Genomic DNA, 15047 nt, shown 5'->3' on the forward strand with positions numbered 1-15047 from the left:
TTTTATTTATTCAGCACCTATATAAGTTACAATTTCTTGTAATTTAAAAATAACTCCACTTTTGTCATTAAAAAATCTGCCATTTTTGTATTTCTTCTCTGTAATTAGACTGATTTTAAAATAGCAATTAAAAAAATAAAAAAAAGTTCATTTATTTCATTGATTAAAATGGAAGCAATAGTGTATTAATATGATTTTTTATGCTTTTTATTTTTGTTAATTTCGCAAAAAAACAATCGATTTATTGTCAATAAAAAACCCAGCCGAAGCTGGGTAAAAACTAATAACCATGAAAACTCAAATTAAACATGAGAATCGCAATAGAATAAACAATTACTGTGCCAAAGTTGAATTCATAATTTCTTAATAAAAGTTATTTTTATGTTAAATAAAAATTAAAATTAAAACAAAAGATATTTTTTGTAATTTTGCGCCATTAAAAAAATATACATTTATGTCTAACATTACATTCACTATGATTAAGCCTGATGCAGTTGCAGACGGACATATCGGTGCTATATTGGGAAAGATTGCTGAAGGAGGTTTTAAAATCAAAGCTTTAAAATTAACCCAGCTTACAGTAGCTGATGCTAAAAAATTCTATGAAGTACATGCTGAAAGACCATTTTATGGAGAGCTGGTAGAATTCATGAGCTCTGGTCCTATCGTAGCTGCAGTTTTAGAAAAAGAAAACGCTGTGGAAGACTTCAGAACATTAATTGGTTCTACCAATCCTGCTGAAGCGGCAGAAGGAACAATCAGAAAAATGTTTGCAAGAAGCATCGGAGAAAATGCAGTTCACGGTTCAGACTCTGACGAGAATGCATTAATCGAAGCTCAATTCCATTTTTCAGGAAGAGAAATTTTCTAAGTAAATTTTCTTACATCATAAAAAATCCGGAGACCAATCTCCGGATTTTGTTTTATGGCTAAAGATTGCTTTCTATAGCACCTACTTTCCCTTTGTAAAGTTCCAGCGGCTTGTCAAGCAACACAGCAATGACCGTCATATTTTTATCTAACCTGTCTTCTGGAACATCAATGTAAACGATTCCCGGTGTTTCGCTCCAATAAAGCTTATTGTAAACAGAATGAGAAATCAGGGTACCTTCCCCCACAATCCTTATTCTGGCAATACTATTTTTTATTCCCTTTAAAGCAATAGGACCGGTAGGAGTTCCTTCTACAAAGAGATAAAGGGTCTGCCTGTCTTTGGAAAGTGCACTCATCCCTGAATAATAACCGCCCGGCAATCCTTTTCCGGTTTCAAAAAGGGCTTCAGCATGTTTACTGATCCATTGCAGGGTTTCAGAGTTTGTTCTGGCGGTTTTTTTGATAGTCATATCAAGACCGTCACCTGTAAGTCCCGTGTTGTTCAGTAGATTATTACCAAGGTGGAGCTGGTCTGCAATTTCATAACTGGCCAACTGACTGTTTTTACGTTCCAGAATATCTGTAAGCTGGGCTTTCTGTTTACTATTTTTCAGGAAAATTGGAGGGGTATCAAAAGTAAGTTCCACAACGGTGACGTCCTTGTCAAACTTTGCTTCAGGAAAATATAGTGTTGCTGTTTTATCTGCATCATAATCTACTTTTACCACGGCCCGTTCATCTCCTATGATTTTGGCAGATACAGGCCTGGAATCCAAACCATAGATCCGGGTAAAACTCTTGGCTTCTTCAAGGTAAAGAAATAATGACTTTTTAGAAGCAGATAATGCCGATTTTCCTCTGTAGTTTTCAAAAGGAATACCTTGTTCCGTTTCATAAATGGCATCTTTATTCTTTAATGTCCACCTGCCCAGGTTTTTCAGGATTTCTACCTGTTTCTCAGGAATAGTCCCATCGGACTTAGGACCTATGTCTAACAGCAGGTTACCACCCATACTGATCACATCAGCCAGTGTCCTTATAATCATATTGGACGTCTTATAATTATTGTCATAAGGCTGATATCCCCAGGAATCATTCATTGTATAGCATAATTCCCAATAGGGGTTATGTGGGGCTGTCACTGGAATACCTTGTTCAGGAGTATCATAATCCCCATGACTATTGAGTCTGGAATTGATGATAATATTGGGATTATATTCTTTTAATAGATTTAAGGTCTGAGGAGCTTTCCATTCGTCTGAAGTGTGTTCCCAATCTCCATCAAACCATAGTAGATCAGGCCGGTAGGAGGATGAAAGCTCCCGGAGCTGGGTTTGGTAATAATTGATAAAATTTTCCCATCGTTTCGGATCATTTTTGAGTTCATATCTCTTTTTTGTCCGGGTGTTGACATCATAATAAGGATGGCTCCAATCAGGAAGTGAAAAGTATAACCCTGTTTTTAGTCCGGATTTTTTCAAATCAGATATAAAAGGACTTAAAACGTCTTTTTTGGCGGGAGTATTGCCTGGAACGGTAATAGCCTTATCTGCTTTTGAATTCCATAGTGAAACCCCATCATGGTGTTTGGTGGTAATAACCGCATATTGGGCTCCCGATTCTTTGATGAGCCTTGTCCATTGTTCCGGGTGATATTGTGAAGCTGAAAAACCGTTAAGCTGCTTCATATAATTATCATAATTGATGTAATTGTTGAAGAAAGACCAGGATTCGGAAATTCCATTGACAGAATAGATTCCCCAGTGAATAAAAATACCCAATTTGGCTTTTTTAAACCATTCCATTTTTTGGGTGTTATCAACAGATTGCGCTTGTATATTGATGCTATATGCAGATAATAACAAACCAAGGGAAATAGCTTTGATCAGCCTGTTTTTCATAATTTTTCATTTTAAGGCTAAATATAAATAAAGAATATTTATTTTCCGGTATTTGTGAAAATCTTCTTTTAAATATGAATGCTTTGACATAAAAATCAAATTGTATAATCTTCAAATGAAATTGTTGTACTTTTAAGACAAATAAATGGAACGCTTATTGTAAATTTTATCAAAAAAACAAGTATGAAACTTCCAGCAGTATTAATGGCTAGTTTGTTAGCGGCAGGAGTGTCAGCGCAAACAAAACCTGTTTCCAAAAACAAAAAGCAGGTAAAGAAAATGAAAAAAGAAATTATTCTGGATACTTCCAAAAAGCCAAAACCTACACCAAAAGTGATTGTTAAAAAAGATACGCTTATACGTGTTCCACATCATTGTCCGGCCTGCGGAATGGGATAAGAATGGAAAAACCTTTTTTAGGAATATCAATGATGGCAGAAGCAGACTTTCTTACTGCCATTTTACCTTTATTAAGAGACGGTTCTATTGATGTATTAGAATGGTCTTTTGATACTTTTTACCATGCAGAAGAGCCGGATTGGCTTACCCGTCTTTTGAATTTCTATTCACAGAACAATCGTTTGCTGGGGCATGGTGTTTACTATTCATTATTTGATGCAAAATGGACCGAAAGGCAAAGCATGTGGCTTCAGAAATTAAAAGAGGAAGTTCAGCAGCGAAAATACAACCATATCACGGAACATTTTGGATTTATGAATACAGAAAATTTCCATCAGGGAGTTCCATTGCCGGTTTCTTTGCATCCCAAAACTTTAGAAATAGGAAAAGACAGGTTGTGCAGACTGCAGGAAGTATTGGAAATTCCGGTTGGGATAGAAAATCTGGCGTTTTCCTTTTCTATAGATGACGTTAAACAACAAGGCATTTTTCTTGAAAAATTAATAGAAGATACAGATGGTTTCTTGATTCTGGATCTGCATAATATATACTGCCAGGCATGCAATTTTGGATTAGGTATAGAAGAAATCGTCAGACTTTATCCTTTGGAAAAAGTACGGGAGATACATCTGTCCGGAGGAAGCTGGCAAACAAGCCCTTATGGAAAGAGACGAATTCGGAGAGATACTCATGACGATACTGTTCCTGCGGAAATACTGACTGTTTTACCGTCAGTATTGTCACAATGTGAAAATCTGGAATATGTAATTATAGAGAGGCTGGGACATACAATACAAACAGAAACTGAGGCAAAAGACTTCCTTGACGACTTTCTCAAGGTAAAGGCAATTATCGGGGCTTCAGAATGGAACAGCCGTCATAAAGAAATAAAGATCAAAAAGAAACCGGAGTGTGCTGGCCGGCCTGTTGAAGATGAAGGATTGTACCGGGAACAGACGATACTTACAAAGCTTCTTTTTGATAATGTGAAAGCTGATCATTTCAAAGATTTTGATTTCCAGTATTTTAAAACTGAAAATTGGGACCCGGAAATGATACGGACGGCCCAGAATATCATTAAAAAATGGAATCCTTACTAAAATTCAATAACCATCAATCAAATTATATGAAAATGACTACGTTATTACTGCTTATTACAGCTGTGCTTACTGCGCTTATTGCCGGACTTTTTTATGCGTATTCCTGCTCTGTGGTACTAGGGCTGGGAAAATTGTCCGATACGGAATATCTGAAAGCAATGCAGAGTATTAACCGTGAAATCTTAAATCCTGTTTTTTTCCTGAGTTTTATGGGAACACTTATTCTGCTGCCGGTATCAGCTTTCGTTTTTCGTGGGCAGCCTGCTTTTATTTTTCTTTTACTGGCAAGTTTAGCATATCTCACAGGTGTTTTTGGGGTTACGGTAGCCGGAAATGTCCCGATGAATAACGTCCTGGATACATTCGATATTTCCGGATCTACAGCTGAAGCTGTTAAAAAAATGCGCGACAGTTTTGAAAACAGATGGAATCTGCTGAACATTATAAGAACAGTTTTTTCCGTGATAACCATTGCGCTGGTGATTAGTGCCTGTATCTGGAATAAAGAAGTATAATTCCGTAAAAATACGGACCAATCAAATTCCGTGTTTCTACGGATGGTTTCATTATATTTTATTCAGATATTTGAGTGGTAGCAATAAGGAATTAAAACTAAAAACCACAAAGCTCGAATTCCAAAAAATGTGAAAAAGGCAGGTCTTCAGACCTGCCTTTTTCTTGTCAGTTTTTAAGTGAAAAATTATCCTGATAAAGAGTACGATACGAGTTGTTGTAAACAATAAAGGCAGCTCGCAGGCTGCCTTTATTATAATGTTTTCTATTTTTTTCAGATCTTTAAAAGTTCTATAGTTCTCTCCGGGCTTTCTGCAGAGAAAACCGCATTTCCGGCTACAAGGACATCTGCTCCGGCTTCAAAAAGTTTTGAAGCGTTATCAAGATTGACTCCGCCGTCTACTTCAATAAGGGCAGTAGAATTGTTGCTCAGAATCAAATCTTTGGTTTCCGCAATTTTTTTATACGTGTTTTCAATGAATTTCTGTCCTCCAAACCCTGGGTTTACACTCATCAATAAAACAAGATCTACATCTGCAATAATATCTTCAAGCATTAATACAGGAGTAGAAGGATTTAATACAACCCCTGCTTTTGCTCCTTTACTCTGAATGTGATGGATGGTCCTGTGAAGGTGAGTACACGCTTCGTAATGTACAGAAATCAGATCTGCACCGTGATTGATGAATTCATCAACATATTTTTCGGGTTCAACAATCATCAGGTGAACATCTACGAATTTTTTAGCATGCTGTTGAACAGTTTTCATCACAGGAAAACCAAATGAAATATTAGGTACAAATCTGCCGTCCATTACATCAATATGGAACCAGTCGGCCTGAGATCTGTTTAACATTTCAATGTCTCTTTGCAGATTCCCAAAGTCTGCAGATAAAAGGGAAGGAGCAATAAGCTTCGTTTTCATTTTTACTTTTTACTTAATATTAGATTTAAGATGTTAGACCTCAGATATCAGACGTAGAATTGTTATCATAATCTATTGTCTGATATCTTTATCTAATGTCTTTAATGATACTTCAGTTTCATCTCCGGCTTGATTGCCAATACTGTTTCGTAGATCAGTTTGATGACATTGGCGACATCTTCTTTAGATACCATTTCTACTGTGGTATGCATATATCGCAAAGGTAAGGAAATCAAAGCACTTGGTACACCACCGTTGGAATGGGCAAAAGCATCAGTATCCGTTCCCGTAGATCTGCTTGCGGCTGCTCTCTGGAAAGGAATTTTCTTTGTTTTTGCCGTGCTAATTATTAACTCCCTGATCGTATGGTGAACGCTTGGCGCAAAAAACACAACGGGGCCAGCTCCGCATTTCTGATCTCCTTCTTTTTTCTTTTCGATCATCGGGGTAGTGGTATCATGGGTAACGTCTGTTACAATTGCAATATTCGGTTTGATTGTATCTGCAATCATATCAGCACCATATAATCCTACTTCTTCCTGAACGGAATTGGTAATATAAAGACCAAATGGTATAGATTTTTTATTTTCCTTTAAAAGTCTTGCCACTTCAGCAATCATAAAGCCTCCGATTCTGTTGTCCAGTGCCCTGCAGACAAAATACCTGTTATTCATTTCAAAGAACTCATCAGGATATGTAATCATACAACCTACAAAGATTCCCATTTCTTCCACTTCTTTTTTAGAAGTAGCCCCACAATCAATAAAAATATTTTCAATTTTCGGTGCAGGCTCATTTTGATTGGTTCTCGTGTGAATAGCCGGCCATCCGAATACCCCTTTTACAATTCCGTTTTCACCATGAATATGAACTACTTTCGAAGGTGCAATTGTTTGATCTGAACCTCCGTTTCTGATAACGTAGATAAGCCCGTCATCAGTGATATAATTAACGTACCATGAGATTTCATCGGCATGAGCTTCAATCACTACCTTAAATTCTGCTTCCGGATTGATAATACCATAACAGGTTCCATAATGATCTACTTCTACTTTGTCTACATAAGGTCTGATGTAATCCATCCAGACTTCCTGTCCTTTGTGTTCGTAACCGGTTGGTGATGAGGTATTTAAATATTTTTCTAAAAATTTTAAAGATTTCTTTTCAAATTTCATAAAAAGGAATGATTTTTGCGTTCAATTTTTGCTATTACAAGTGTAAAAATAATGAATTTTAGTAAGATTGTCTGTCTTTTTATTTTCTTTTTTGGAGTCAGTGTTTTCGGTCAGAAAGATACTATTGTGGCTAAACCACTTAATCAATACCCGGCTGAATCCTTGAAGGTGGATGAGTTTGGCAATAAATATTATTATGATGAGCAGCAGAAGGTGAAGGTTTATGAAGTTAATGGTGAGCCTGTGGTCGTATTGGATGAATTGGTTTTGGTTAATAAACCGAGATTCAACAATCAACTGGATAAAAATTACTATTATTTCCTGAATAAGAAACTGTATAGAGTATATCCGTTATTTTTAACTGCTTTACAGCAATACAGGGACATTCAGAAAGATATGAATGACATGGACAGCAAGGCTAAAAGAAAATTTGTAAGAGAAAGACAAAGCATGCTTGCTGATCAGTATGAAAAGCAACTGCGGGATCTGACTACTACAGAAGGACAGGTTTTTGCAAAGCTTATGAACAGAGCTACTGATAAAAGTGTTTACGAGATTATCAGAGAATTAAGAGGAGGATTAAGTGCTTTCTGGTGGAACTTAAAAGGTAAAATGGCTGATATTGATCTGAAAGATCGCTATGATCCACATAAAAACAGGACAGATGAATTTGTTGAATCATTACTCCAGTCTAACTGGAATTCAGGATATCTGAAACCTTATCCCGGAGCCAGCGATTTTAAAGTAAAGAAATAAAATATAATTCCTGTAAGATTGCTTACAGGAATTTTTCTTTTAATTTATCAAATACGATCTTATCGATAGGAAGTGGAAAAGGATTATCCGGCCTGTCAATATTTATCCATTCTGTTTTTTCTATACAGGGATCCAGGATCAGAAAGTCCTCTTCATTTACAATGTTGACTATATAATAAATGGTGAGAAGCTGTTCGTTTTCCCTGAAACGGGATACCAGGAAATTTTCCTGGGTATAAAAATGTTCTACCACATCTATTTTTACATTAAGCTCCTCATCAAACTCGCGATGCAAACACTCCAGGACTCCTTCACCATATTCCAGTCCGCCACCAGGGAATTTCATTAAAGGCTCGCCGGCATATTCCTCAAATAAAGTCAGTACTTTTTTATTTTTTATTGCGCAGGCATAGACTCTGATATTGATCTTGTCTATCATATATAAGGTATAATATTTTGTATAGCTAAGGTAAGAAAATTATACAGAAGTGAGAAACCGGAATTTTCTAAAAAGATTTGACTTCTATAATTTAATCGCATTAATCATTTCCCTTTTTCCAGGCGGCCCCTGCTTTTTCTCTACTTTAAAATTGAGATCCTGCAGGATTCTTCTTACACTTCCTTTAGAAGAATACGTTGTTAATAATCCATTAACGGACATTTTGTCAGACACAAGCTCAAATAATGGCTTTTCCCAAAGATCAGGCTGTACCCTGGCTCCGAAGCAGTCAAAATAAACAAGATTAATTTCAGGCAGATCAATGTCTTTGAGATCAAAAAAGTCACATTCTATCTTTTTTAAGTTGAAACCACTAATAATTTCAACTGATTTTTCCCAATCTGCCAGATGAATTTTCTGATAAATATTTTTAAACTCAGGGTTATCAAAAAGTTCAAAATAAGCTAAATCGTTAACTTCGGATTCATTTATGGGATATTTTTCGAGTGAAAAATAATTGATGACATGATTTTTGTCAGTTTTTAAATATTCATTAATTGTCACTAAAACATTCAAACCTGTCCCAAAACCGAGTTCTAAAATATTAATTTCGCAATCATCTATTAAATTTAGTCCATTTTTAATAAACACGTGTTCTGCTTCCTGAAGAGCTCCGTGATGAGAATGGTAATTTTCATTTAAATCATTGATATACAATGTTTTGCTTCCGTCGTTAGTGGTCTTAATTTCTCTTTTCAAGCTATTTTTTTGTCAAATTTACTCTAAAATTTTTATATTTAGAAAATTATGTTAAATTTGTAGAACATCGTAAAAATTTTAAAAAATGATAATTCAAAAAACTGAAAACTCCAGAATTTCTACATTTGACCCAAACAATTTTACATTTGGAAGTACTTTTATTGATCATATGATTATATGTGAGTATGAAAATGGAAAATGGGGTGATGTAAAATTAGTTCCTTATGGTCCTATACCATTTACCCCTGCTATGATGGGAGTAAACTACGGACAAGCTTGTTTTGAAGGTATGAAAGCCTATAAAGACAAAGACGGGCAGGTTTTCCTTTTCAGGCCTGAAAAGAATTTTGAACGTATCAACAAGTCAGCGAAGCGTCTTGCCATGCCGGAGGTGACTGAAGAAATGTTTTTAGGCGGATTAAAAGCATTAGTGGATATCGACAGAGACTGGATCCCTCAGGGAGAAGGAATGTCATTATATATAAGACCATTGATTTTTGCAACAGAGGAAGCTTTGAAAGCTAGAGTTGCTAATAAATATATGTTTGCTATTGTTGCTACCCCTGCAAAGAGTTATTATTCAGAACCTGTTTCTGTAAAAATCTCTGATCACTATTCAAGAGCGGCAAATGGTGGAGTAGGATCTGCTAAGGCAGCCGGAAATTATGCGGCCTCTTTCTATCCTACGCAGCTGGCAATTGAAGAAGGATACGAGCAGATTATCTGGACAGACGATGCTACACATGAGTATTTTGAAGAGAGTGGTACAATGAACGTATTTGTAAGAATCAATGATACTATTTATACACCGCCAACCTCTGAGAAAATCCTTGATGGAGTAACAAGGGATAGCTTCATTCAGCTGGCTAAGAAAAGAGGAATTGAAGTAAAAGTAGAACCTGTTGCTGTAAAAACAGTGATTGATGCTTTAAAAAATGGTAGTCTTAAAGAAGTATGGGGAGTAGGTACCGCTGTGGTTACTACTGAATTCCAGGCTTTAGGTTATCAGGGTGAGAAGTTGGAACTTCCAAGATTGCCTGCAGAGGAAAGTTATGCAGCCATCCTTAAAAAAGATTTGGTTGACTTGCAAAACAACCTTTCTGAAGATCCATTCGGATGGAGAGTAGCTGTGGACCATGTCCTGGAAACAGTTTAAGATTAATTAAATAACTATATTGAGTCGGGATTTTTCCCGGCTTTTTTATTGGCTTTTAACCACAGATGACACAGATTGACACAGATGTTTGTGGATATTTTTCTTGTAGATTAAACAGGTAAAGGTTTGTAATAAAAATCTTTGATTTTTAAAACTTTTGTGTACTTCTCTGTGCTATGCCTTTAACTTAAAAAACTAAAGTGTTCAAAACTTTTGCGACTTTTGTGGTAGGCTTGTTAACCACAGATGGCATTGATCAACAGAGATGTTTATGGTATAATTATATTAAAAGTTTAAAGCTTTTTATGGAGGTTGGTAATTGATTTTGATTATCATTAATTAGTTCTTGTAAATCCTGTATAAATTTTGTAATTGATTCCTGAAATGTGTATTTTCGCAAAAGTTTATGAGAAAATTACTCTTCATATCAGCCATAAGCCTGCTGAGCTGTAACAGAAATGCACAAACCGTCCATCCTCCGGTAGGCGGTATTCTAAGTCAGAAAGACCTGGAGGTTTCTAAGAACAGAATGAAAAACCTGAATACGATAGAAAGGAATCAGATTCAGGAATGGATCAGCAGTCAGAATGTAAGGTATTATCCTACACAGCTTAACTATTGGGTATCGGTAGAAGGGTATGATCAGAGAGAAAGGAGAGCTGATAACACTTCGATCTCATATTCTTATGATTTGTATGATTTTGACCAAACCAAGATTTACGATCAGCCTGTTGAAAGAAGAGAGGCCAGATTCGGGCATTTTGATGAACTGAAAGCAGTAGAGAATGCTTTGCGTTTTATACATGATGGAGAGGAAGTGACGCTTTTGGTGCCGTCTGCATTGGCCTATGGAACTTTTGGAGACGAAAAGAAAATAGATAACGATATCCCATTAATCATAAAATTAAAAGCTTTATAATACATGAAATTGTTTAACAAGAATATAATTCTGGCAGCGGCAAGTGTTTCGCTGATGAGTTGTACCCCAATTTATAAAAAAATGAACGTAGACAAAGAAACTTACGAAGGTCTTAATGACGGACTTTATGCTAATCTTCAAACAACTAAAGGCAATATGATTGTGAAGTTTGAGGACAAGAAAGCACCAGTAACTGTAGCCAACTTTATCGGTCTTGCAGAAGGTAAAATCGATAACAAAGCTAAGGCTAAGGGAGTTCCTTACTATGACGGAACTATTTTCCACAGAGTAATTAAAGATTTCATGATCCAGGGTGGTGATCCCCAGGGAACAGGAATGGGGGATCCCGGATATAAATTCGAAGATGAAAAAAACGATCTTAAGCACACAGGAAAAGGTATTCTTTCTATGGCGAATTCGGGACCGAATACAAATGGTTCTCAGTTTTTTATCACTGAAGTTGCTACTCCTTGGTTAGACGGAAGACACACAATCTTCGGAAAAGTTGTAAAAGGAACTGAAGTGATTGATGCCATTGCTAATGTAGAAAAAGGAGCGCAGGATAAGCCTAAAACGGATATTGTTTTAGAAAAAGTTTCTGTTTTCAGTAAAGGTGATGAATATAAAAACTACGATGCAGCCAAGACTTTCAACGAAGGAAAAGCTAAAATCGCAGAAAACAATAAAGCTTTCATCGCTAAAGAAGAAGCAGAAAAAAAGAAAAGAGAAGAAGAATTCAGAGCAAACCAGGAGAAATTAGTGGAAAACCTGAAAGCGGGTATGCAGAAAACTGAATCAGGCCTTTATTATAAAATTACCAAAAATACTGATGGTAAAGCTCCTAAAGCAGGAGATAATGTATCTGTGCACTATGCAGGGAAATTGGTAGACGGAGCTGAGTTTGATTCTTCATTCAAGAGAAACGAGCCGATCGAAATTCCAATCGGAACGGGAAGAGTAATCAAAGGATGGGATGAAGGAATCTTATTATTGAAAGAAGGTGAAACAGCTACTTTATTGATTCCGCCGGCAATGGCTTACGGAGAAAGGGGAGCAGGAGGCGTGATTCCGCCAAACTCATGGCTGATCTTTGATGTTGAACTTGTAAAGGTAAAATAATCGCAGTTTTTTAAAGATATAAGACCACCCGGAAAAGGGTGGTTTTTTATTGGATTGGAAAGTTGATGCGATCTCACAAAACCGGAAATAATATGAAAGCATGTGCTGTTTCCAAAGATCAGAAAGCATGAATATTTTATTATTGAAAAGGTCCCCTGAATCTGCTGATGTTTTACTGAAGAAAATCTGTGAATATTGCAGAATATGCTCTATAAAGAACGTTTTTTTGTTTCTATAAATACCGTATAAATACGGATTTCCTAAAAGAACAATTACCGATATCTTTATCAGACACTTACATTAATAAACAACAAATATGTTTGATCTGAATTACGATGTAATAAAACAGGAAATTGAATCAGAAATCTGTGGAGAGCATGGTATTCATCCTGAGTTTATAAAAACAGAAGAGGGATTTGGAATTAAAGCCTGCTGTGATCCTTTCAGGCTGGCGTTGGTTCAAAAGTCTGAAAAAAGTATTGAAGAGCAGACGGAAAAGCTGCTTAATAAGATCATGAAGGATATGTTTAAAGAGTAAATTTTGTACGATGTGATAATAGACCTGTTATTATCAAAAAACCGCCCCTTGGGGCGGTTTTCTAGTAAAAAGAAAGAATTAAAGTTATGTGTTTCTGCCGGATCTCTTCTTCATACCGTTTCCTGCAAGGGAACTGATGAATACAAGGCCAAAGCCGATATAAGCGGCAAATGCGGTCAGATATATTATTAAGCTGTTTAAGCTAGGTTTTGAGCTGTATACCAATACGGAAAAGGCAGCAAAACTCAACACCAACATTAGGCTCCAGATATGCAATTTTGCAGCATCTTCATTTCTCTTAAAAATCATTTCAAAAAAGGCTCTCATCATTATTAACATTTTAAGGGTTATACATTAATTAAATTAATAGAATAATCAGCATCCTTCATCACGGTAAAAAGAATATTATATTCTCTTACTGGGCTAAGGTCGTGATAGCTGGGCTATTTATTCAAATATATATCATACCAGGTCAGAAAACCCGGGATATTTTAACAATCTTTTGAATCATTGCTCATGATTCGAGGGTGAAAGATACCAGTAGATACGGGGCATAAAACTGCAATGAAAAACCAACGTACAGTTGACCAATCACGTTCCCGTATCTTATACGGCATCGTAGAAAAAAAAGGATTCATATACTGGTATATGAACATGAATCAGTGGAAAACTGAAAATCCACAGAAAACCTCTTTTCTCATCCTTAGTGCTTTTTTATAATTTTTTCTCGAAAAATTATATGCCAATATCATGCCAAAGTGAAATTTTCACGATTAACACTTTGTTTTACGAGATTGATAAGTCTGGTATTGAAGGGCATTTCTCTTTATTATTTCCTTAAACAAGGAAATAATATTTATGAATCAATTAGGTTTGGCTAAAGCCGATATATGCCTAACCATTAAAAAGCGGACAAAGTCTGTTCCTAATGAATAATTAATATATTGGAGAAAGCATTTGTAGTATTAGAGTTTTAAAAAATACCAAATTGCACTAAAATAAAGGATGAATGTCACTAATATAAATTTGCATGGATCTCTGGATATGATAAGTCCATAAAAATCCGTGATTTATCAGGTTTTTATGGACTTGTTATGTAATCTGGCGTGTATGGTTTTACCAGTTTTTATCAATCATATAGATCATCTGTGTCATTGCAACGGCTCCCAGCAGCAGTTCTCTCCGGTTTACTTTTTCAAAGGTATCTTCTTCCGTGTGGTGGATGTCGAAGTAACGCTGGGAATCAGGCATTAGCTCTGCGGCAGGAATGCCCATATCATGAAGCGGATAGAGGTCTGTTCCTGAGAATTTTTCTTCAAAATTATAAACTCCGTAAGGAAGGAATAGTTTTGACCAGCCTTGAATCTGCTTTCTTTTGGTATCGTCCATGTCTAAAGCAATTCCTCTTGGTGCAAAGCCTCCGGCATCAGATTCTATGGCAAAAAGGTGCTTTTCATTTTTTTCTTTTACTGTTTTTCCGTACTGAACTCCGCCTTTTACGCCGTTTTCTTCATTAGCAAAACATACGACCCTGATGGTATGGTTGTTCTGGAGTCCTAATTTTTTAAAGGTTCTCAATACTTCAATACTTTGAGCAATTCCTGCCCCGTCATCATGGGCCCCTTCTCCTACATCCCAGGAATCAAGGTGGCCGCCTACCACAATTACGCTCTGGTCTTTTTTACCGGTAATTTCACCAATAACGGAATGGGAGAGTTTTTCTCCTTTCATCCCGCAATTTGAATTAAGTTTTGCAGTAATTTTCTGGTTTTTCAGAAGGACTTCCAACTCATCAGCTGTACTGCTTCCGATGGCTACGGCAGGTACTTTTACGACGTTGTCTTCATATCTCATTGCCCCGGTGTGTGGAACATCATCAAAAGCTGACGAAAGTGAACGGATAATAGCAAATTTTCCGCCTTTTTTGGCCGTTAATGAAGCTGCTGTTGTTCTGTATTTGGCAGCATCACTATATCCTTTAAAAGTTTCTATGAATGATTGTTTGAATGCATAATTAAAAAACAGGATTTTGTCCTTTACCTGTTCCGGAGAGAGTTTTTCATATTCTTCCATAGATTTTACCATGATGATTTCCCCTGATACGTCTTTGCCACCCGTTCCTTCGGAGTTTCCAAGAGAGAGCATTTTAAGGCTTTTCCAGCTTCCGTTGGAAGTTTTAATGTGTAAGGATTCTTTTCCTCTTACCCAAACCGGAATCATGACTTCCTGAAGCCATACTTTATCTGCTCCGGCATCACGGAGTTTTTGTTCTGCCCATTTTACAGATTTCTCATAGGCTTCAGATCCGCTTAAACGGTGGCCGATATTTTTAGTGAGTTCGCGCAGATCGTTGTAGCCTTTTCCGTTATTTAAGACTTCAAGGGAGATTTTGCTGAATTGTACTGAATCTTCTTTGGTCTGGCCAAAAGCTGCCATTCCAAAAAGCAATAATGAGGTTCCTAGTATCTTTTTCAT

Annotated in this window: 16 protein-coding genes; 9 read left to right on the top strand and 7 right to left on the bottom strand. The window is 36.4% G+C overall.

Annotation, left to right across the window (positions count from 1 at the left end):
- Positions 1–454: 454 nt before the first annotated feature.
- Positions 455–871 (top strand): nucleoside-diphosphate kinase, encoded by a 417-nt coding sequence (locus OK18_RS16500; RefSeq protein ID WP_050021164.1) that lies wholly within the window; start codon positions 455–457, stop codon positions 869–871.
- A 58-nt stretch (positions 872–929) separates the two neighbouring features.
- Here the strand turns inward: OK18_RS16500 and OK18_RS16505 are convergent, their stop codons facing one another.
- The gene (locus OK18_RS16505; protein ID WP_053328729.1) at positions 930–2774 is read right to left on the bottom strand and encodes an alpha-L-fucosidase; all 1845 of its coding nucleotides are present in this window, start codon (positions 2772–2774) and stop codon (positions 930–932) included.
- 183 nt (positions 2775–2957) lie between these two features.
- On the opposite strand from OK18_RS16505, the gene chrA reads away from it, so the two are divergent.
- From chrA to chrI, 3 genes are read left to right on the top strand one after another with little or no spacing between them, the layout of a single operon-like run.
- Positions 2958–3173, top strand: a complete 216-nt coding sequence (gene chrA, locus OK18_RS16510; protein WP_050021163.1) for an MNIO class RiPP chryseobasin precursor ChrA — start codon at positions 2958–2960, stop codon at positions 3171–3173.
- A gap of 2 nt (positions 3174–3175) precedes the next feature.
- Positions 3176–4273, top strand: coding sequence for an MNIO family chryseobactin maturase (gene chrH / locus OK18_RS16515; protein ID WP_053328730.1), 1098 nt, complete (start codon positions 3176–3178; stop codon positions 4271–4273).
- Entirely contained in the window at positions 4258–4788 is a 531-nt protein-coding gene (gene chrI, locus OK18_RS16520) for a chryseobasin maturation helper ChrI (protein ID WP_228377637.1), read from the top strand. Before chrH ends, chrI begins: the two co-directional genes overlap by 16 nt.
- Before the next feature lie 272 nt (positions 4789–5060).
- Here the strand turns inward: chrI and rpe are convergent, their stop codons facing one another.
- Together rpe and chrP are read right to left on the bottom strand one after the other, a co-directional pair.
- Positions 5061–5711 carry a ribulose-phosphate 3-epimerase gene (rpe, locus tag OK18_RS16525; protein ID WP_053328731.1) on the bottom strand — a complete coding sequence of 217 codons (651 nt, stop codon included), beginning with the start codon at positions 5709–5711 and terminating at the stop codon, positions 5061–5063.
- A 101-nt stretch (positions 5712–5812) separates the two neighbouring features.
- Entirely contained in the window at positions 5813–6886 is a 1074-nt protein-coding gene (gene chrP / locus OK18_RS16530) for a chryseobasin maturation metalloprotease ChrP (protein ID WP_053328732.1), read from the bottom strand.
- 51 nt (positions 6887–6937) lie between these two features.
- Here chrP and OK18_RS16535 point away from each other — a divergent pair, with 51 nt between their 5' ends.
- Positions 6938–7642 (top strand): DUF4294 domain-containing protein, encoded by a 705-nt coding sequence (locus tag OK18_RS16535; RefSeq protein ID WP_053328733.1) that lies wholly within the window; start codon positions 6938–6940, stop codon positions 7640–7642.
- A 22-nt stretch (positions 7643–7664) separates the two neighbouring features.
- On the opposite strand, the gene OK18_RS16540 is transcribed toward OK18_RS16535, so the two are convergent.
- Positions 7665–8081 carry an NUDIX domain-containing protein gene (locus OK18_RS16540; RefSeq protein ID WP_053328734.1) on the bottom strand — a complete coding sequence of 139 codons (417 nt, stop codon included), beginning with the start codon at positions 8079–8081 and terminating at the stop codon, positions 7665–7667.
- A gap of 84 nt (positions 8082–8165) precedes the next feature.
- Positions 8166–8840: a tRNA (5-methylaminomethyl-2-thiouridine)(34)-methyltransferase MnmD gene (gene mnmD / locus OK18_RS16545; protein WP_053328735.1), complete on the bottom strand. Its 675-nt coding sequence runs from the start codon at positions 8838–8840 to the stop codon at positions 8166–8168.
- Positions 8841–8925: 85 nt separating this feature from the next.
- On the opposite strand from mnmD, the gene OK18_RS16550 reads away from it, so the two are divergent.
- From OK18_RS16550 to OK18_RS16565, 4 genes are all read left to right on the top strand, one after another.
- The gene (locus tag OK18_RS16550) at positions 8926–9996 is read left to right on the top strand and encodes a branched-chain amino acid aminotransferase (RefSeq protein WP_050021160.1); all 1071 of its coding nucleotides are present in this window, start codon (positions 8926–8928) and stop codon (positions 9994–9996) included.
- Positions 9997–10402: 406 nt separating this feature from the next.
- The gene (locus OK18_RS16555) at positions 10403–10915 is read left to right on the top strand and encodes an FKBP-type peptidyl-prolyl cis-trans isomerase (protein ID WP_050021159.1); all 513 of its coding nucleotides are present in this window, start codon (positions 10403–10405) and stop codon (positions 10913–10915) included.
- 81 nt (positions 10916–10996) lie between these two features.
- Positions 10997–12034 (top strand): peptidylprolyl isomerase, encoded by a 1038-nt coding sequence (locus OK18_RS16560; RefSeq protein WP_228377734.1) that lies wholly within the window; start codon positions 10997–10999, stop codon positions 12032–12034.
- A gap of 316 nt (positions 12035–12350) precedes the next feature.
- Positions 12351–12572, top strand: coding sequence for a hypothetical protein (locus OK18_RS16565; protein ID WP_053328737.1), 222 nt, complete (start codon positions 12351–12353; stop codon positions 12570–12572).
- An 84-nt stretch (positions 12573–12656) separates the two neighbouring features.
- Here the strand turns inward: OK18_RS16565 and OK18_RS16570 are convergent, their stop codons facing one another.
- Together OK18_RS16570 and OK18_RS16575 are read right to left on the bottom strand one after the other, a co-directional pair.
- Positions 12657–12902: a hypothetical protein gene (locus tag OK18_RS16570; RefSeq protein ID WP_050021158.1), complete on the bottom strand. Its 246-nt coding sequence runs from the start codon at positions 12900–12902 to the stop codon at positions 12657–12659.
- Positions 12903–13688: 786 nt separating this feature from the next.
- Positions 13689–15047 carry a M20/M25/M40 family metallo-hydrolase gene (locus OK18_RS16575; protein ID WP_053328738.1) on the bottom strand — a complete coding sequence of 453 codons (1359 nt, stop codon included), beginning with the start codon at positions 15045–15047 and terminating at the stop codon, positions 13689–13691.

This window comes from Chryseobacterium gallinarum, from assembly GCF_001021975.1.
Taxonomy (GTDB): Bacteria; Bacteroidota; Bacteroidia; order Flavobacteriales; family Weeksellaceae; genus Chryseobacterium; species Chryseobacterium gallinarum.